The sequence below is a fragment of the Actinoplanes sp. NPDC049599 genome (genome assembly GCF_044465625.1).
In the GTDB taxonomy this organism is placed as follows: domain Bacteria; phylum Actinomycetota; class Actinomycetes; order Mycobacteriales; family Micromonosporaceae; genus Actinoplanes.
In genome coordinates this window covers 1-17,633 of sequence record NZ_JBITLX010000015.1, presented here as the reverse complement: position 1 = coordinate 17,633, position 17,633 = coordinate 1, and the positions used below count along the sequence as shown (strand labels likewise).

Sequence of the window (17,633 nt, the reverse complement as noted above, 5' to 3'; positions counted from 1 at the left end):
AGGGTGCACACTCGTCGGCATGACCGTCCGGGACCAGCGCGGGCTGACCATCGGCGAGTTCGGCCGCCGGTCCGGCCTGTCCGTCAAGGCGCTGCGCCTCTACGACCTGTCCGGGCTGCTGCCGCCGGCCGGGGTGGACCCGGTCAGCGGCTACCGCCGGTACGCGGCCGCGCAGCTGGACCGGGCCCGCCGGATCAGCCTGCTGCGCCGTCTCGACATGCCGCTGGCCGTGGTCACCGAGGTGCTGGCCGGCACGGACGCGGAAGCGGTGGAACGGCTGGACCGCTGGTGGGCGGCGCAGGAGCAGGCCACGGCCGCCAAGCGCGGCAGCATCGGCTGGCTGCGCATCCAGCTCGCCGCGGCCACCCAGCCCCCGGTGCGCTACGACGTGCACCGGCGTGCGGTGCCGGCCACCAAGGTCGCGTCCATCCGCCGGGAGACCGACCAGCAGGGTCTGGCCGAGGCGATCCGCGAGTCGCAGTGGGCGCTCCGGGACCGGCTGACCGGGGCCACGGTCACCGCCGAGCACTGGGTGATCTACCACGGGTTCGTGACCCCGGACAGCGAGGCGACGATCGAGATCTGCGTGCCGTTCACCGGCCCGGCCGAGCCCGCCGACGCGATGGTCATCCGGCTGGAGCCGGCGCACACCGAGCTCTGCGCCACGGTCACCCGGGACGACTGCTTCTATCCCCGGATCATGGTGGCCTACGACGCCCTGTCGCGGCACGTCGCTGCCGAAGGGCTGAGGCTGGTCGCACCCGTCCGGGAGGTCTACCTGGCGCAGTGGGACACCATCGCCGGCACCGACCCGTTCGTGCACGTCGCCCAGCCCGTGGCCGGCCTACCGGACGAGTAGCTCGACCAGCCGGTCCAGCTCGGCGGACGGGTCCTCGGCCAGCCCCATGTGCACCGGCCCGGCCTGCAGGATCGTGCTGCGCGGCGCGACCAGCCAGCGGAACCGCTCGCCCGGCTTCATCTCCCGGGCCGCGCCGCCGTCCGGGCCGCCGGCGCAGGTGATCTCCCAGGACTGCAGCGAGGCCCGGATGCCGTCCAGGTCGGCGTTCGGGTCCAGGGCCAGCAGCCGGGGCTCGTGCAGGTGGGTGCGGGCGGCCATGAAGTCGAGCCGCTGGCAGTACAGGACCACCCCGGCGTTGATGAACTCGCCGCGCTCGACCCGGGGGACCGCGCGGATGACCGCGTACTCGTAGGGGGCTCTCATCGGGCGCCGCCCGGCAGCCAGGCCGCGGGATCGGTGGCCCGGGCCACCAGGTGGTCGCGGTAGGCGTCCCGTGCCTCGTCGGCGGAGCCGAAGTCGAACTCGGCCAGCCACTCGTCCGGCACCAGCGCGATGACCTCGGCCAGCATCGCGGGCGTGAGCTGGGCGGCCAGCTCCGGCCCGGCGGTCGCCAGCTCCGTCGCGTACGGCCGCAGCACGTGATCGTCCCACTGGTAGGCCCGGTGCACGACGTTGCCGGCCCGCGGCCAGTTGTGGTGGAAGTACAGCGTCGCGCCGTGGTCGATGAGCCAGAGGCCGGCGTGCCAGATCAGCAGGTTCGGGTTGCGCCAGCTCCGGTCGACGTTCTCCACGTACGCGTCGAAGGCCAGCGTCCGCGACGCCAGCTCGGCGTCGACCGGGTGCGCCACCGGGTCGTAGCCCAGCGCGCCGGGCAGGTAGTCCATCCCGAGGTTGGCGCCGGCGCTCGCCTTGATCAGCTCCTGCACCTCCTCGTCGGGCTCGGCGCGCGCCACGACGGGATCCAGCTGGGCGACGACGAGCTCCGGCACGGGCAGCCCGAGCCGCCGGGCCAGCTCGCCGGAGATCACCTCGGCGACCAGCGCCTTCGGGCCCTGACCGGCGCCGCGGAACTTCACCACGTACGTGCCGAGGTTGTCCGCCTCGACGATGCCGGGCAGCGAACCGCCCTCGCGCAGCGGGGTGACGTAGCGGGTGGCGGTGACCTCGGGCAGCACGCCGCTCACCCTAGTGCGTGCGGCCGGCGGGCCACCCAGCCGCGGTACCAGCCGGGCGGGCCGCCGAGGTCGCCGACGATCAGGCCGCGTTCGGGCCGCGGCGGCGCAGGTCCTCGACCTTGGTCATGGCGTCGCGCAGGTCGGTCAGCCACTCCTCGGTGTGCTCGCCGACCAGCTTGACGCACCAGGCCAGCGCCTCGGACCGGCTGCGGGCCACCCCGGCGTCGACCAGGGTGTCCAGCACCAGCCGCTCGGGCTGGCGCAGCCGGGTCATCACCGGCGCGGCGAGGTGGGTGAACAGGTCCTCGGTGTCGCCGCAGCGCACGCCCCAGCTGACCTTGCGCTGGTAGCGGTGCTCGACCTGGAGGGCGACCTTGATCCGGTCGTCCCGGGTGTCCTCGCGGAACTGGTGGATCCGGCCGGCCTGGGCCGCGGACCGGTCGGCGTCGGTGGCGTCGGCGCCCAGCTCGGGCGTGGGCACCCGGCCCCAGATGATGATCTCGTCGCGGTCGACGACGACCTGGGGCGGTTCGGTGAACCAGCCGTCCGGGACGGCGCCGGTGATCCAGGCGGCGGCGTCATCGGCGGCGGGCGGCTCGGTGCGGGCCCCGGAGGGCGGACGGAAGCGCATGGGAACCTCCAAGCGAAGCGATGATTACATGCTTACACCGTTTCATCGCTTGCGCCAGTAAGTCCGTTCCGCTCTCAGAGGACAAACGCGTCCGTCCAGAGCTGGCGGGTCCGCCCGGACAGGGCGTCCATCAACGCCACCGCCTGGCTGTCCGTCAGCGCCGCGACGAAGTCGATCACCGCGCGGCCGCGGGCCCGGTAGATCCGGTCCGGGGTGCCCTCCGGCAGCTCCGCCTCGGCCAGCTCCACCAGGTCGCGGATGCGCCGGGGCAGGCGTTCGGTCTCGTCCGGGTCGGCCAGCCAGGCCAGCAGCGCCTCCACCAGCGAGCCCACCAGCCGGGCCTGGCCACGCTGGTGCAGGGCCAGGTCCGGGCGGGCCAGCACGAACCGGTTCTGGACGAACTTGAGCACCTGCACCTCGTGCCACTGGGCCGGCGCCAGCAGCACGTGACCGGAGCGCACCGCCGGGTTCGCGGTCACCTCGATCGAGCTCACCAGGCGCTGGGTCCAGGTCGCGGAGAAGGCCGCCACCTGGGCCTCCGCGTCCAGCGAGCCGTCGAACGGCGCCGCCAGCAGCCCGTCCACCAGCTCGGCGCGGACCTGCTCGACCGCCGCGGCGAACGCGTCGTCGTCGCTGATCCAGCTGTCCTTGCGCTGCAGCTGGCGGCGCAGCGCCTCGATCGAGCTGCCCGGGCGGCGCTGCGCGTGGGCCAGCTCCTCGTCCGGGACCGAGCCGAACGCCGACCGCTGCCACGCCGTCAGCTCCGCCGCCACCGAACCCTGCTGCAGCACGCCGACCCGGTACACGTCCTCGAGGTCGTGGATCGCGTACGCGATGTCGTCGGCCGTGTCCATCACCGAGGCCTCGGCGGTCTGCTGCCAGTCGGCGACCCGCCCGGCGAACGGCAGCCGCGCCTGCACCATGTCCTCGACCTCGGTGGTGTACGCGCCGAACTTCAGCGAGCCGCCGTCCGGGTCGTCCGGCGGCGCGGCCGCGCCGCGCGGCGGCGGGTCCATCAGCCGGGGATGCGGCGCCGGGTGGGTGCGCCGGGTCCACGGGTACTTCAGGATGGCCGCGCGGGTCGCGGCGGTCAGGTTCAACCCGATCGTGGCCTGGCCGCGGATCTCCGTGCTGGTCACGATCCGGTACGACTGTGCGTTGCCCTCAAAACCGTCGCGCAGCCCGAGGCGCTGCCGGGCGAGCTGGTCGAGCACCCGCTCGCCGAGGTGGCCGAACGGCGGGTGCCCGAGGTCGTGCGCGAGCGCGGCGGCCTCCACCACGTCCGGATCGCAGCCGCCCAGCTTCTCCAGCAGGTCGCCGTAGCGGGCGTCCGCGGACAGGCGCTCCGCGATGGCCCGGCCCACCTGGGCCACCTTCAGGCTGTGCGTGAGCCGGTTGTGCACCAGCAGGCCCACCCCGCCGGGGCTGATCACCTGGGTGACGCCGCCGAGCCGGGCGAAGAACGGGGAACTGACGATCCGGTCCCGGTCCACCCGGTACGGGCTGGTGGCGAGGTCACCGGGGGCGACAAGGCTGTCACCGAAGAGGCGTCGGGCGCGTGGATCGTCCATGCGCCCGACGCTAATGCATCAGCTCAGCGGCTCTGGAGCGCGTCCAGGGCCACCGACATCGCGGCGACCAGGCGGCGGTCCAGCTGCGGGTCGTGGATCGTCACGACGTACTTGTCGCGCAGGCCCCACTTCTTGACCACCGAGAACGCCGGGCGGTCGTTCAGCAGGAACTCGAAGTGGTACGGCAGCCAGGACAGCGAGTCCACGAACCGGCGCAGGATCGCGACGGTGAGGTTGGTCTCCCGGCCGATCATCTCGCCGTAACCGGGCTGCTCGAGGTGCCACGTCGAGCGCAGCAGCGATTCCTTGAAGTTCTTCCGGAACAGGCCGATAGGACTACCGGCGGCGTCCGTGATGTCGTACGTGGCGCCCAGATCGAGCACCTGCCGAGCCTTGAAGCCGAGGACCGGAGTCGTCTTGGTGTCGTCGGTGTAGAGAGTCACCTGCTCCTTGAACGCCATCCGCTTCTGCTGGGCGAACGCGAGCACGCCGGCCTCGGACCCGTCGGGGGCGACGGCGTGGACCTCGTACTGGTTGACCATCAGGCGGATGCGCTGGCGCACGATGAATTGTTGCTGGGTCTGAAGGGTGTCGACAGTCACGGCGGCAGTGTGACACACCGGTGCTTACCTGAGGAGATCCACAGCACGACGGTGGCGGTGGATGCCGATGGGCGGTCAGACTTGGCAGCCGGGACAGAACTGACACGGAGGATGCACGCATGGCGAAACAGGCAGACGGCCGGCGGGGACGCGCCGGGGCATACCTCGCCCTGGCTCTGGGGGCCGCTGCGGCGTGGGCCGCTCGTGACATCCCCTCGCAGATCGGCAGCCGGAAGATCGGCGCCCGCGCGGAGGGTGACCGCGGCGAGCGGTACCGCCGCTCCCCGCAGTTCGCCGACGGCAAGTTCCGCAACGCCGACCCTGCGACCATGGTGACGGCGGCCTCGATGCCCCGGCTGTTGACGGCGGCCCTGACCGACCGCGACCGCCGGCATCCGAGCCAGCCGATCCCGGTGCTGCGCCCGGAGACCGGTGGCGACCCGAACGGCCTCTACGTCACCTGGTACGGCCACTCGTCGGCGCTGATCGAGATCGAGGGCCGCCGGGTGCTGCTCGACCCGGTGTGGAGCGAGCGCTGCTCACCGTCCCGGCTGAGCGGGCCGAAGCGGCTGCACGAGCCGCCGGTCGCGCTGCGTGAGCTGCCGCCGATCGACGCGGTGCTGATCTCCCACGACCACTACGACCACCTGGACATGGACTCGATCCGCAACCTGGTGGACCTGCAGGCGGCGCCGTTCCTGGTGCCCCTGGGCGTCGGCGCCCACCTGGAGCGCTGGGGCGTGCCGCCGACCCGGATCATCGAGCTGGACTGGAACGAGCGCGCCACGGTCGCCGGCATCGAGTTCATCGCGACGGCGGCCCGGCACTTCTCCGGCCGCGGCTTCACCCGCGACGAGACGCTGTGGGCCTCCTGGGTGATCGCCGGGCCCAACCGCAAGGCGTTCTACTCCGGCGACACGGGCTACTTCCCGGGTTTCGCGCGGATCGGCGCGGAGCACGGCCCGTTCGACGTGACGCTGGTGCAGATCGGCGCGTACGGCGACGCCTGGCCGGACATCCACATGCTGCCGGAGGACGGCGTCGCGACACATGTGGACGTCCAGGGCGGGCTGATGATCCCGGTGCACTGGGCGACGTTCAACCTGGCGCTGCACGACTGGCCGGAGCCGGCGGACCGGGCCTGGCGCGAGGCCAAGGCGCGGGACGTGCGGCTGGCGGTGCCGCGGCCGGGCGAGCGGGTGGACGTGGACAACCCGCCGGCGGTGGACGGCTGGTGGCAGGCGATCGCCTGACCGTCACCGGCTGAGCCTCAGTCGACGTACCAGGAGCCGGCGGCGGCGCGTGGGGTCCAGTCGCCGCCGGGCAGCGGGATCGTCAGGGCGATGTCGTCGGCGGTCGCCGCCAGCGTCGGCGGGCGGGTGAGGGTCAGGCCGTCCGGGGTGACCGTGAGCGGCGCGTGGCCCAGCGGCTCGGTGAGCACGATGACCACGATCGTCTCCCGGCCGCCCCGCCGCACGTCCAGGTGGACGACGGTGCGGTCGGGCTCGACGTCCACGAAGCGCAGCCGGCTCCCGGTGAGGTCCAGCTCGCCGAGCAGCCGGGCGGCGGTGCCGACGGTGATCCGTACCGGGGTGGGCGGGGCCGTGGCGCCGGGCAGCTCGGGCACCTCGATCGCCATCCGCCGGCCGACGTGCCGGAGCAGGGCGTGAGCCCGGCCGTCCTGGGTCGCCAGGATCTCACGCATCCGGCGGGCGGCCCACCGGGCGCGCACGGCGGTGGGCCGCGCCCGGAAGAGCCCCGCGTTCAGCCCGCCGCAGAGCGTGGCCGCCGCGGCCAGCTCGCCGCGCCGCAGCAGGTGGGCGTGCCGCATCATGCGCAGCTGCACCATGATCATGAGTTGCAGCCCGCCGAGCAGGTCGGCGCCGCGCGCGGCGAGCTCCGGGATCTCCGGAGCCGTCTCGCGGACGCCCGCGACGGCGTCCCGGGCGGCGGCCGACTCCTCCCAGAGCGCGTCGTGCGGATACCAGGTGACGTCCCGGCCGGTCAGCCGGACATCCGCCAGGTCGAGGCCGGCGCCGTCCCCGGTCACCACCACGGCCGGTGACCCGCTCAGCCGCACCTCGCCGCGCCCGGCGTGCGGGAACGTCAGGGCGGTCGCGTCGCCGAACCGGAAGTGCAGCTCGGGCGGGCCCGCCTCGGCGTCCGGGTAGCGCCGGCTGCCCGCCGACACCTTGACGAAGCCGCCGATCCGCTGCGGGTCCGGACCGTGCACGTCCAGCCGGGCGCCGACGACGGCGCCGCCGGTCAGGTCGTAGTCCGCGTGGATCAGCTCCGCGGCCCGCGCGGTGACCGGCTGCTGGGCCGCGATGAGCCGGCCGTCCCCGCTGCGGAACGGCGCTCGGTCGTCCCGCTCGGCACCGAGCAGGGCGGCCGGATCGAGCCCGAGACCGTCGAGATGACCGGCCATCCAGCGGCGATGGTCGGCGCTGGCCATGAACCCCAGCCGGCGCCAGACGGCCCGCGCCGCGGACCGCCGCTTCCACAGAGGAGCCGTGCCGGCGGCCACGGCGGGCAGCAGGTGGTTGTCCCACAGGTCGAACTGACCGATGAGGAACTCCCGGTCGAGCAGCCGGGGGTGCGCGGCGGCGGCTGCGGCGTCGGCATAGGTCCGATCCAGCAGCAGACCGAGGGCGGCAGCCTCGTCCGTTCGTCCGGTCCAGATCATGCAGGCACTCTGCCAGGTCCGGCGCTGCCCAACCACACGACATCAGGTCAGGTTCTCCGCACGCACGGACCTGGCGGAGCGGCGGCCGTCAGTGGGCGGCGTCGTAGGCGGCGGCTGTCACGGTGAGGAGCAGGAAGATCGTTCCGAACACCAGCGGCCGGGTGTGCCCCCAGGCGACCCGGCGCTTGTTCGGCAGGTCCCGCCTGGCGGCGCGGACGTCCCGCCACGCCGCGTGGGCGCGGCCGATGCGGTAGCCGATGACGATGACGGTGGCGGCGGTCATGACCGTTGCGACGCTCACTGCGGAACTCTGGTGGTAAGGCATTGCCGACCCCCTGGAGATGCGTAGCGGTGCCCGACGCCATCAGTGTGGGGTCGGGGCATCACCACGGGCCAGGGGATTCATCGGCCTTAAGAGCTATAAACCAGAATTACCGGTACGTAGGACGACATACACTTTCTGTCGCTTATCCGACCCGGTCCTCGGGCACGCAGACCTTGACGGCGGCCGGCGCGACCTCCACCCGGATCCGCTTGACCGACCCTCGCGCGCCACCGTCCAGTTCGTACGTCAGCGGCTTCTTCAGCTTCACGTCGATCCGCCGGGCCCGGGTCATGTGCACGAACGGCGAGTCCGCCGAGCGGCCCACCGCCATCCGGCCCATGGTGCGCGCCCATTGCGTCACGCCGCGGGCGGTGGCCACCCCGACGTCCAGCCAGCCGTCGTCCGGCTTCGCGTCGTCGAAGGCCTTGATGCCGCCGGTCACCGTGCTGACGTTGCCGACCAGCACGCAGCTCGCGTCGTCGGCGAACCAGGGGGTGCCGTCCACCTTGATCGTCGCCTTCGGGGCCTCGCCGTCCAGGTGGCGCAGGCCGGTGTAGACGTACGAGAGCTTGCCCAGCCGGTCCTTCAGCTTGCCGTCGGCGTCCTGGATCATCGCGCCGTCGAAGCCGATGCCGGCCATCACGGCGAAGTGTTCGCCGTTGAGCACGCCCAGGTCGATCCGGTGCCGCCCGCCGTGGAACGCGATCCGGACCGCCTCGCCCAGGTCGTGCGGGATGCCGAGGTTGGTGGCCAGCAGGTTCGCCGTGCCGGCCGGGATGATGCCGACCGGGACCTTGGCGCCGCCCTTGGTCTGCGCCAGGGTGTCCAGCGAGCGCTGCACCATGCCGTCGCCGCCCCACACCAGCAGCAGGTCCGGCTCCGTCGCGAGGGCCTTGCGCACCTGCTTGGGAGCCTTCCGGCTCTTCGGCACCTCGTGCCAGACGAGCTCGTCGACACCTTCGTCGGTGATCAGCCGGCGCAGCTCGTCGAGCCCGCCGCCGAGTGTCTTGCGCCGGTGGGCGACCACGGCGACTTTCCGGGGAGTCCGCATGGCATCGGCGTTTACCCGATGCCATGCATTCCTACGCCCCCGGCCGGGCCTCACGCCCCGCGGATCATCTGGATCACGTGGTGCGCGATGGCCACCACGGACGCCAGCACCGAGCTGACGACGGGGGCCAGACGAAGAACGGACCCGGTCCGGGTCCGCTGCGGCGCGATCTTCCTGAGGGTGACGTCCCGGCGATGGGGCGTCAGGCGGTGCGTCTCGCGGCGCGCGAGCCGGTGCGCCAAGCTGCGGGGCCGGAGCCGATTCTGTCGAAGGACCATCGGGCCACTCCCTCCTGGACGAGCGGCACAAACATGCCCCATTTAGCTACATGTGACCGCCATGTACCCAGGATGAGGCATCAACGGCGGCAGCACAAGGTATGTGGATGGTTGCTGTGTCGCAACCTGCCATGTGGCACAAAGGTGCCGGGGCGGCCCGCACCGGCCGCCCCTTCCCGTGCTGTCCCGGTGTCCTCAGTGCACGCTCTCGCGCATGCGCTGCTCGGCGGCCGCGCTGCGGATCACCATCAGCCGCAGCTCCAGCTCGTCGGAGACCATCGACGCCAGGTGGGTCAGCGCGGTGAGCTGCCGCTGCGTCACCTCGCGCGGCCGGTTGTCGATCACGTTGACGGTGCCGAGCCGGTAGCCGTCGTGGGTGCGGATCGGGGCCGCGGCGTAGAACCGCAGGCCGAGCTCGCCGCGGACCAGCGGGTGCTCCAGCGTGCGGGGGTCGACGGCGGCGTTGTTGATCACGTACACGTCGTCCTGGGCGATGACCGACGCGCACAGCCCCGGCTCCTTGCCGACCTCGCGGACGCCGGTCAGGCCCTGGCAGGCGGCGAGCCAGACCCGGTCCTGCTCCACCAGCGACACCGTCGCGATGGGAGTGTCGAAGATGGCGCCGGCCACAAAGGCGATCCGGTCGTACGCGTCCTCTACCGGCTGATCCACCAGCCGGTAGCGGCGTACGGCCTCGAGGCGGCGCTGCTCCTCGGGGCTGTCATTGTCCAGATACTCGTAAGCGTCGCCCGACACCGGGCTGCTGTTCGTCACGGGGGAACCACCTCACGCAAATGATCGCTCGCGGTCACTGCGAGCCTAGTGAAAGTGACCTGGGCGTCCGCAACGGCTGAGCCGGTCAAATCCACCGCGATGATCGTGCCGGGGGCCGGATGTCGCACAAACTGTCAGGCAGTCCCTAGTCCTCGTCGTCGTCCTCGGTGCGCGGCAGGGCGCGCAGCCGGACCCGGGTGATCGCCCGCCCGGTCACCTCGACCACCTCGGCGGTGAACTGCGGCAACGTCACGACCTCGCCCGGTTCGGTGGGAATGTGGCCGAGCACCGCCAGCACCATGCCCGCGACGGTGGTGTAGTCGCCCTCGTCGTTGCCGGTGCCGTCGAAGCCGATGTCGGGCAGGTCGTGGATCGGGAACGAGCCCGGCATCAGCAGCGCGCCGTCGGACTCCTTGACCACCGACTGCACGTCCCGGTCGGTCTCGTCGTAGATCTCCCCGACGATCTCCTCGACCAGGTCCTCCATCGTGATGATGCCGTCGATGGCGCCGCGCTCGTCGACCACCAGCGCGATCTGCTGGCGCTCCAGCCGCATCTGGCGCAGCGCGTCGGAGACCCGCAGCGTCTCCGGCAGGAACAGCCCCGGCCGGGCCACCGCGTCGACCGGCCCCTGCGCGCCGACCAGGTCCCGCAGGTGCACCACGCCGAAGACGTCGTCCAGCCCGGCCGGCCCGACCACCGGCGCGCGCGAGTGCCCGCCGGCGATGAGCTGGGTCAGCGCCTCGGGCGCGGCCAGCCCGGTCGCCAGCGTCAGCACGTCCCGGCGCGGCACCAGGATCTCCCGCAGGATCCGGTCGGCGATCTCGAACGCGCCGCTGATGATGGTGCGCTGCTCGATCGAGAAGTCCTGCTGGGCGGCGACCATGTCGCGGATCTCCTCGGTGCTGACCTCCTCCCGCTGCGCCGACGGGTCCCCGCCGGCCAGCCGGACGAGCACGTTGGTCGCCACGCTGAGCAGCCAGACCGCGGGCCGGGAGATCGTCGACAGGATGTCCAGCGGCCGCGCCACCAGCAGCGCCCAGCCCTCGGTGCGCTGCATCGCGATCCGCTTCGGCGCCAGCTCACCGATGACCAGCGTGACGAACGTCAGCACGATGGTGACCAGCACGATGGAGACCGGCTCGGCGGCGTTGCCCAGGAAGCCCAGCGGCTTGACCAGCGGCCGTGACAGCGAGACCGCGGCGGCCGCCGACGCCAGGAACCCGGCCAGCGTGATGCCGATCTGAATGGTCGCCAGGAACCTGTTCGGGTCCCGGGTCAGCCGGCCCAGCACCCGGCCGCGCCGGGAGCCGCGTTCCAGTTTCTGGATCTGGCTGTCACGCAATGACACCAGGGCCATCTCGCTGCCGGAGAACGCGGCATTGACCAGCACCAGCACCAGCACGAGCAAGACCTGCCCGCCTATGCCATCCACGACAGTTTCCGCCCCTCAGGCGTTGCGATCACGAGCCACACAGGCTATCGACAGTCGGTCACGGTCGCGCGGCGGCAGGCGGGAAAAACAGTTCAAACCCGCTTTTCCAGGTACGTGATGCCGACCGGCGCCGCCCCCGGCCCCCAGCCGGTCTCGACGTAGCCGAGCTTGCGGTAGAGCCGCAGGTTGGCCGCGCTGGTGGCGCCGGTGAACAGCTCGAAGCGGTCCACCCGGCCGGCCAGCGCCGCCTCGATCGCCCCGGCCAGCCGCGCACCGAGGCCGTGACCCTGCAGGTCGGGGGCGACGGCGAGCCGGCCGACGTGACCGGTGCGCCCGGCGACCCGGGCGCGGACGGACCCGACGAGCCGAGATCCCAGCCGGGCCACGAGCACCACGGTGTCCGGGTCGGCGAGGGCGGCCCGGACCTCGTCCAGGGTCTCGGTCAGCGGCGGCAACGTGAACGAGTTGTTCAGGGCGCCCTCGGCGAGGAACGCGGCCCGCTGAACGGTGAGCAGCTCACCCGCGTCGGCGACAGCGGCCGGCCCGATCACGACCTCCATCAGCTGACCTCGTCGGCCCAGACCCGCCAGTCGTCGAGCACGCCGTACAGCGCGGGGGTGAGCCAGCCGGGCGCGGACCGCTGGAAGACCCCCGGCTCCATCCCGGCGGCGCCGTCCGGCAAGGCGCCGACCAGGTGCGGAACCAGCTCGGTGAGGTTGGCCCAGTGCACCAGCTCGGGCTCGGCGGGCCAGGCGCCCAGCACCACCTTCGCCGGCACGCCGCGGCGCTCCAGCGCCTCCAGCGTCAACGCCGTGTGGTTGAGCGTGCCCAGACCCGCGCGGGCCACCACGATGGTCTGCCCACCCAGCGTGGTGGCCAGGTCGGCGACGGTCCAGGCCTCCCCGGAGGGCCGGACGCCCATCGGCACCAGCAGACCGCCGGCGCCCTCGACCAGCACCAGGTCGTGCTTGTCGGCCTCGGCCCGGATCGCGTCGACAACCTCATAGAGCTCCAGTGGCGCCAGCCCGGCGACCCGGGCGGCGGCGAGCGGCGCCAGCGGATCCGGGTACGACGTGAGGGTGCGCGCGGTGTGCGGATGCGCGAGCCGGGTGACGAGATCGATGTCGGTGGGGCCACCCTGGGCGGTGCCGGTCTGCCCGGGCTTGACAACGGCAACCCGCAACCCGGCGGCCTGGGCGGCGGCAGCGATGGCCGCGGTGACGATGGTCTTGCCGACGTCGGTGTCGGTGCCGGTGACCAGCACGATGCCCAGCCACTCCCCGGCCTCGGTGGGCCTGGCGGGGCGAGCGGCGGGCTCCGGCGTGCGCCCGGCCTCGGTCGCGACCCGGCTGGTCTCGGTCCGGGCTGTGGCCTGGCTGGTCTCGGTGGTGGCCCGGTTGGTCTCGGTCCGGGTCTTGGCCCGGTTGGTCTCGGCCTGGACCTGGGCCGTGGCCTGGCCGGTTTCGGCAGTGGCCCGGCTGATCGCGGCCTCGGTCTCACCTGTGGCCCGGGTGGTATCGGCCTGGACCTGGGCCGTGGCCTGGCCGGTTTCGGCAGTGGCCGGGCTGATCGCGGCCTCGGTCTCACCTGTGGCTCGGGTGGTGTCGGTCTCGGTGGTGGGCTGGCTGGTCTCGGTTCCGGGGGAGAGGCCGGCGTCCTCGGGTGATGCGGGGCCGGCGATGGGTGAGACCGGGACCGGCAGCTCAGGGCCGATCGGCTGAGGCCGGCCCTGGGTCGGGCCGGTCGGCTCGGGGCCTGGCTGCGGGGTTGCCGCTCCGGGGCCGCCCGGCTGCGGGCCGGTTGGCGCGGGTAGGCCGGGCTGCGGGTCGGCCAGGGAGGCCGGGGAACCCGGGGAGGCAGGGTCGGCCGGGGAGGCAGGGTCGGGATCGGTGGGCGAGGCCGGCTCCGGCGCCGCCGGGGATTCTTCTGGTGGGCGGCGTGGGGTGTTGCGGTTCCAGATCCAGCTCATGGCGCGCACTCCACGATCATGTCCAGGGCTCGCGCGAAGTCCGCCGCCGTGATGCCCGCGTTCAGCGTCAGGCGGAGCCGGGACGAGCCGTCCGGCGTGGACGGTGGGCGGAAGCAGCCCACCGCGATGCCCCGGTCGCGGCAGTCCGCCGCCCAGGCCAGTGCCGCCTCCGGACCCGGGGCCGGCACCGAGAGCACCCCGGCCGCCGGCCGCCGCACCCCGAACCCGGCCGCGCTCAGCCGGCGTGCGGTCAACTCACCGCGGGTGGAGAGCACGGCGCGGCGGTCGTCGGCTGCCCGGGCGATCTGCAGCGCCGTGTGCACGCCCGCCACCACGGCTGGCGGGGGCGCCGTGTCGTAGATGAACGTGCGGCCCGTGTCGATCAGGTGCCGGATCAGTGCCGTCGGGCCGGCGACCACGCCGCCCGCGCCGCCCAGCGACTTTGACAGGGTCGCGGTCACGACCACGTCCGGCTTGCCGGCCAGGCCCGCCGCTGCGACGCCGCCTGCGCCCTCGGCGCCGAGCACGCCCACCGCGTGGGCGTCGTCGACCAGCAGCAGTGCTTCGTGGGCCGTGGTCACCGCGTGCAGCTCGGCCAGCGGCGCGAGGTCGCCGTCGACGGAGAACACCGACTCGGTGACGAACACCGCCGGCCGGCCGGGGTGGGCGTCGAGGATGCGGGCGAGGGCGGCCGGGTCGGCGTGCGGGGCGACGACCACCTCGGCGCCCGAGCCCTTGCAGCCGTCGATCAGGGAGGCGTGGTTGTAGCGGTCGGACACCAGCAGGGTCTCCGGGCCGGCCAGCGCCCGGACCGCGCCCAGGTTGGCCAGGTAGCCCGAGGAGTAGACCAGCGCCTGCTCCGCGCCGAGCCACTCGGCCAGCGCCGTCTCGAGTTGCGCGTGCAGGTCGGTCGAGCCGCGGACCAGGCGCGAACCGGTGGCGCCCAGCCCGTACGCCCGCAGGGCCCGGACCGAGGCCGCGATCACCTCGGGGTGGGCGGCCAGGCCGAGGTAGTCGTTGCCGGCCAGATCGACCACCGGGTCGGCAGCGGATCGCGGCCGCAGGCTCCGGGTCAGGCCGGCCTTGGCCCGCGTGCGGGCCTGGCGCTCCAGCGCCTCCTGCCAGCCCGCCAAAGCACCCTCGCCCTCATCGCCGGAACCCCGTTCGCCGGGCAAACTATCACCCGGCTCCGACATCCAGGCCGGGCGGAACGCCTTGTAGGGTACGGGCATGCCAGAGATCCTCGACCGGGCCCGGGCCCGGGTTCTTGCCGACGGTGCCGGGCTCGACGAGGCGGGCATTCTCGAGGTGTTGCGGCTGCCCGACGACGCGCTGCCCGAGCTGCTCCAGCTCGCCCACGACGTACGGATGAAGTGGTGCGGCCCGGAGGTCGAGGTCGAGGGCATCGTGTCGCTCAAGACCGGCGGCTGCCCCGAGGACTGCCACTTCTGCTCGCAGTCCGGCCTGTTCACCTCGCCGGTGCGCGCGGTCTGGCTGGACATCCCGTCGCTGGTCGAGGCCGCCCGGCAGACCGCGGCCACCGGCGCGACGGAGTTCTGCATCGTGGCGGCCGTGCGCGGCCCCGACGCGCGGCTGATGGCGCAGATGCGCGAGGGCGTCAAGGCGATCAAGGAGGCCGTCGACATCCAGGTCGCGGCCAGCCTCGGCATGCTGACCCAGGAGCAGGTCGACGAGCTCGTCGCGATGGGTGTGCACCGCTACAACCACAACCTCGAGACCTGCCGGTCCTACTTCCCCGACGTGGTCACCACGCACTCGTGGGAGGAGCGCTGGGGCACGCTCACGATGGTCCGCGACTCCGGCATGGAGGTCTGCTGCGGCGGCATCCTCGGCCTGGGCGAGTCGATCGAGCAGCGTGCCGAGTTCGCCGCGCAGCTCGCCGAGCTGGACCCGCACGAGGTCCCGCTCAACTTCCTCAACCCGCGCCCGGGCACCCCGCTGGGCGACCGCCCGGTGGTGGAGGGCAAGGACGCGCTGCGCGCGATCGCCGCCTTCCGGCTGGCCATGCCGAAAACCATCCTGCGGTACGCGGGCGGTCGCGAGATCACCCTGGGTGACCTGGGCACACGTGACGGCCTGCTCGGCGGCATCAACGCGGTCATCGTCGGCAACTACCTGACCACGCTGGGCCGTCCCGCCACCGCCGACCTGGAGCTGCTCCAGGAGTTGAAGATGCCGGTCAAGGCGCTCTCGGCGACCCTGTGACCGTTCCGGTGTGGTGTGACCGGTGCGGGCAGCCGACCGCCGAGGGTGACCACTCCGCGTGCGTGGCGGCCCGCGAGCTGGAGCCGCCGCGGTTCTGCCCGGCGTGCCGCCGCCGGATGAAGGTGCAGGTCGTGCCGGCCGGTTGGAGCGCGACCTGCGTCGAGCACGGCCTCCGGAGCTCCTGAGCGATGCTGACCGGCGCCCTGGTCGTGCTGCGCCCGGCGACGCCGGCCGACGTGCCCGCCCTGCGGGCCGTCCGGGACACCGCCGAGGTGCGGGCCCGCTGGCGGGGCCCGGCCGACGTGACGGCGGAGATCGTGGAGTCGATCGCGGACCCCGACCTGCACTACCTGGCGATCATGGTGGACGGCCGGGTGGCCGGCGCGATCCAGTGGGCGGCCGAGGAGGACCCGGACTACCGGCACGCCAGCATCGACATCTACCTCGACCCGGCGGTGCACGGCCGCGGGGTCGGCACGGACGCGGTCCGGACGCTCGCCGCCCACCTGATCGACACCGAGGGCTTCCACCGGCTGGTCATCGACCCGGCCGCGGACAACGCGGCGGCGATCCGCTGCTACGCCAAGGTGGGCTTCCGGCCGGTCGGCGTGCTGCGCCAGTACGAGCGCGGGGCCGACGGCTCGTGGCACGACGGCCTGCTGATGGATCTGCTGGCCGCCGAGCTCATCCGCTGAGGGACCCATCGGCGAGGGGGGGGCGCCCGGGGGGGCCCCCCCCCCCCCCACGAAGACGGAAGATCAGCGGCGGGAGTAGCTCCGGCCGCGGATGGTGGTGCCGACTCCGGCCAGGTGCAGGGCCAGGCAGAACAGGCCGGCCAGGAGCAGCGTCATCGGCGTGAACGCATCACCCAGGTCGGCGTCGGCCCAGTCGAGCAGGAGTGCGAGGCCGAAGATCACGGCGGAAGCGATCGCGAGCATGGTTTCCTCCTCTGAAGGTCCCCAACGGATGAGGGACTATCCCTTCCCGGCGATCACCGGGCGTTGGGATGATCTTGAGGCCGCCGACCGGAACGTGCATTTCGAGTCAACCCGTCGGCGATGTGAGGTTAGGAGCAATCGTGCCGTTCACCGGCAGTCACCCGGCCGCCGTGCTGCCGTTCCTCAAGACCCCGCTGGTGCCGTCTGCCCTGGTGATCGGCAGTATGAGCCCGGATCTCGTCTACTACTTGGCGTTGCCCGATCCGGTGCGCTGGCGGTTGTCCGAAATCAGCCATTCCGGACCCGGGATCTTCGGCTTCGACCTGGTCTGCGGGCTGATCGCGTTCGTGCTCTGGCAGGCGCTGATCGCGCCGCTGGCGGTGGCAGTGGCTCCGTCCGCGGTCCGCGACCGCCTGGGCCCGGAACTGCCGGTTCCGCTCCTCCGCCAGGTGAGTGGCACGCGTCCGTTAGTCCTGCTCGTGGTTTCTCTGTGGGTCGGGTCGATCACGCACGTGCTTTGGGACGCGTTCACGCACCCGGACCGGTGGGGTGCCAACCACATCTCCTGGCTGGCGGAGAAGCACGGCATCCTGCCGGGCTATCGCTGGGGGCAGTACGTGAGCAGCGTGATCGGGCTGCTGCTGATCGGCTGGGTGCTGTGGCGTTGGTGGTTGCGCACGACCCCGCAGCCCGGCCTCCAACGCATCCCCGCTGTGCGCCCGGCGGTCGCGGCCGGCGTCTGGGGGCTGGTGCTGTTCTGCGCTGGGGTAGGCGGGCTGGTGGGGGCCTGGGCCTCGCTCAGCGACTCCTTGGGTGCTGGCTCCCTGGCCTTCTTGGTCGCTACCTACGGCGGAGTGGCTGCGTTGGCGGCAGTTCTGGTGTGTGCGCTGCTGGTGGTACCCCGCAATCGGGCTGCCGTCAGGGAGCTGAGTTCTGCGCCTTAGCAGCCTTTTTCCGGGGTTTGCCGAGTTCCTCGGCCAGCGCCTGATGCATCGGCTGCCCCTTGGCCAGCCAGCCCGCTCGCTGCGGCCAGCCCCGTTGCACCGTCTCGATGATGATCCGGTCGAAACCCGGTAGGTCGCCCCGGTCCACCGCGGTCAGGAAGTCCGACCAGTGCATCACCTCGAGGTTCGTGAAGTACGGCGCGAGCAGGCCCTCGGCCCGGGAGATGAA

Annotated in this window: 22 protein-coding genes; 6 read left to right on the top strand and 16 right to left on the bottom strand. The window is 72.7% G+C overall.

Annotated elements, in window-relative coordinates:
- The first annotated feature begins 19 nt into the window (after positions 1 to 19).
- Positions 20 to 859, top strand: a complete 840-nt coding sequence (locus ACIBQZ_RS24745) for a MerR family transcriptional regulator (protein WP_396091143.1) — start codon at positions 20 to 22, stop codon at positions 857 to 859.
- Here ACIBQZ_RS24745 and ACIBQZ_RS24740 read toward each other — a convergent pair.
- From ACIBQZ_RS24740 to ACIBQZ_RS24720, 5 genes are all read right to left on the bottom strand, one after another.
- Positions 845 to 1,222 (bottom strand): DUF3037 domain-containing protein, encoded by a 378-nt coding sequence (locus tag ACIBQZ_RS24740; protein ID WP_396091142.1) that lies wholly within the window; start codon positions 1,220 to 1,222, stop codon positions 845 to 847. The two genes, ACIBQZ_RS24745 and ACIBQZ_RS24740, sit on opposite strands and share 15 nt — an antisense overlap.
- On the bottom strand, positions 1,219 to 1,974 hold the full coding sequence (locus ACIBQZ_RS24735) for a HipA family kinase (RefSeq protein WP_396091141.1): 756 nt from the start codon (positions 1,972 to 1,974) through the stop codon (positions 1,219 to 1,221). Before ACIBQZ_RS24735 ends, ACIBQZ_RS24740 begins: the two co-directional genes overlap by 4 nt.
- A 79-nt stretch (positions 1,975 to 2,053) precedes the next feature.
- The gene (locus ACIBQZ_RS24730; protein WP_396091140.1) at positions 2,054 to 2,605 is read right to left on the bottom strand and encodes a hypothetical protein; all 552 of its coding nucleotides are present in this window, start codon (positions 2,603 to 2,605) and stop codon (positions 2,054 to 2,056) included.
- A gap of 74 nt (positions 2,606 to 2,679) precedes the next feature.
- Positions 2,680 to 4,176: a deoxyguanosinetriphosphate triphosphohydrolase family protein gene (locus ACIBQZ_RS24725; RefSeq protein WP_396091139.1), complete on the bottom strand. Its 1,497-nt coding sequence runs from the start codon at positions 4,174 to 4,176 to the stop codon at positions 2,680 to 2,682.
- A gap of 23 nt (positions 4,177 to 4,199) precedes the next feature.
- Positions 4,200 to 4,778, bottom strand: a complete 579-nt coding sequence (locus ACIBQZ_RS24720; RefSeq protein ID WP_396091138.1) for a hypothetical protein — start codon at positions 4,776 to 4,778, stop codon at positions 4,200 to 4,202.
- 119 nt (positions 4,779 to 4,897) lie between these two features.
- Here ACIBQZ_RS24720 and ACIBQZ_RS24715 point away from each other — a divergent pair, with 119 nt between their 5' ends.
- Positions 4,898 to 6,031, top strand: coding sequence for an MBL fold metallo-hydrolase (locus ACIBQZ_RS24715; RefSeq protein ID WP_396091137.1), 1,134 nt, complete (start codon positions 4,898 to 4,900; stop codon positions 6,029 to 6,031).
- 17 nt (positions 6,032 to 6,048) lie between these two features.
- Here ACIBQZ_RS24715 and ACIBQZ_RS24710 read toward each other — a convergent pair whose 3' ends face one another.
- The 9 genes from ACIBQZ_RS24710 to ACIBQZ_RS24670 form a co-directional block, all read right to left on the bottom strand.
- Positions 6,049 to 7,464, bottom strand: coding sequence for a hypothetical protein (locus ACIBQZ_RS24710; RefSeq protein WP_396091136.1), 1,416 nt, complete (start codon positions 7,462 to 7,464; stop codon positions 6,049 to 6,051).
- An 88-nt stretch (positions 7,465 to 7,552) separates the two neighbouring features.
- On the bottom strand, positions 7,553 to 7,765 hold the full coding sequence (locus tag ACIBQZ_RS24705; RefSeq protein ID WP_396091135.1) for a hypothetical protein: 213 nt from the start codon (positions 7,763 to 7,765) through the stop codon (positions 7,553 to 7,555).
- Between the two features lie 166 nt (positions 7,766 to 7,931).
- Positions 7,932 to 8,840 carry a diacylglycerol/lipid kinase family protein gene (locus tag ACIBQZ_RS24700; RefSeq protein WP_396091134.1) on the bottom strand — a complete coding sequence of 303 codons (909 nt, stop codon included), beginning with the start codon at positions 8,838 to 8,840 and terminating at the stop codon, positions 7,932 to 7,934.
- A gap of 50 nt (positions 8,841 to 8,890) precedes the next feature.
- Positions 8,891 to 9,118, bottom strand: a complete 228-nt coding sequence (locus ACIBQZ_RS24695) for a hypothetical protein (protein WP_396091133.1) — start codon at positions 9,116 to 9,118, stop codon at positions 8,891 to 8,893.
- A 195-nt stretch (positions 9,119 to 9,313) separates the two neighbouring features.
- Positions 9,314 to 9,892 (bottom strand): GAF domain-containing protein, encoded by a 579-nt coding sequence (locus ACIBQZ_RS24690; protein WP_396091132.1) that lies wholly within the window; start codon positions 9,890 to 9,892, stop codon positions 9,314 to 9,316.
- A 145-nt stretch (positions 9,893 to 10,037) separates the two neighbouring features.
- Positions 10,038 to 11,327: a hemolysin family protein gene (locus ACIBQZ_RS24685; RefSeq protein WP_396091131.1), complete on the bottom strand. Its 1,290-nt coding sequence runs from the start codon at positions 11,325 to 11,327 to the stop codon at positions 10,038 to 10,040.
- A 92-nt stretch (positions 11,328 to 11,419) separates the two neighbouring features.
- The gene (locus tag ACIBQZ_RS24680; RefSeq protein ID WP_396091130.1) at positions 11,420 to 11,887 is read right to left on the bottom strand and encodes a GNAT family N-acetyltransferase; all 468 of its coding nucleotides are present in this window, start codon (positions 11,885 to 11,887) and stop codon (positions 11,420 to 11,422) included.
- On the bottom strand, positions 11,887 to 12,600 hold the full coding sequence (bioD, locus tag ACIBQZ_RS24675) for a dethiobiotin synthase (protein WP_396091299.1): 714 nt from the start codon (positions 12,598 to 12,600) through the stop codon (positions 11,887 to 11,889). Before bioD ends, ACIBQZ_RS24680 begins: the two co-directional genes overlap by 1 nt.
- Positions 12,601 to 13,292: 692 nt before the next feature.
- Positions 13,293 to 14,429 (bottom strand): 8-amino-7-oxononanoate synthase, encoded by a 1,137-nt coding sequence (locus ACIBQZ_RS24670; RefSeq protein ID WP_396091298.1) that lies wholly within the window; start codon positions 14,427 to 14,429, stop codon positions 13,293 to 13,295.
- 97 nt (positions 14,430 to 14,526) lie between these two features.
- Between ACIBQZ_RS24670 and bioB the strand changes: the two genes are divergently transcribed.
- The 3 genes from bioB to ACIBQZ_RS24655 are packed head-to-tail and all read left to right on the top strand — an operon-like array spanning position 14,527 to position 16,217.
- Positions 14,527 to 15,522, top strand: a complete 996-nt coding sequence (bioB, locus tag ACIBQZ_RS24665; RefSeq protein ID WP_396091129.1) for a biotin synthase BioB — start codon at positions 14,527 to 14,529, stop codon at positions 15,520 to 15,522.
- Positions 15,519 to 15,707: a hypothetical protein gene (locus ACIBQZ_RS24660; protein ID WP_396091128.1), complete on the top strand. Its 189-nt coding sequence runs from the start codon at positions 15,519 to 15,521 to the stop codon at positions 15,705 to 15,707. The genes bioB and ACIBQZ_RS24660 overlap by 4 nt, the downstream gene beginning before the upstream one ends.
- Positions 15,708 to 15,710: 3 nt before the next feature.
- Entirely contained in the window at positions 15,711 to 16,217 is a 507-nt protein-coding gene (locus ACIBQZ_RS24655) for a GNAT family N-acetyltransferase (protein ID WP_396091127.1), read from the top strand.
- A gap of 63 nt (positions 16,218 to 16,280) precedes the next feature.
- On the opposite strand, the gene ACIBQZ_RS24650 is transcribed toward ACIBQZ_RS24655, so the two are convergent.
- Positions 16,281 to 16,460, bottom strand: coding sequence for a hypothetical protein (locus ACIBQZ_RS24650; RefSeq protein WP_396091126.1), 180 nt, complete (start codon positions 16,458 to 16,460; stop codon positions 16,281 to 16,283).
- 140 nt (positions 16,461 to 16,600) lie between these two features.
- Here ACIBQZ_RS24650 and ACIBQZ_RS24645 point away from each other — a divergent pair, with 140 nt between their 5' ends.
- On the top strand, positions 16,601 to 17,404 hold the full coding sequence (locus ACIBQZ_RS24645) for a DUF4184 family protein (RefSeq protein WP_396091125.1): 804 nt from the start codon (positions 16,601 to 16,603) through the stop codon (positions 17,402 to 17,404).
- On the opposite strand, the gene ACIBQZ_RS24640 is transcribed toward ACIBQZ_RS24645, so the two are convergent.
- Positions 17,379 to 17,633: hypothetical protein (locus tag ACIBQZ_RS24640; protein ID WP_396091124.1), on the bottom strand; the 255-nt coding region annotated here is incomplete at its 5' end. The two genes, ACIBQZ_RS24645 and ACIBQZ_RS24640, sit on opposite strands and share 26 nt — an antisense overlap.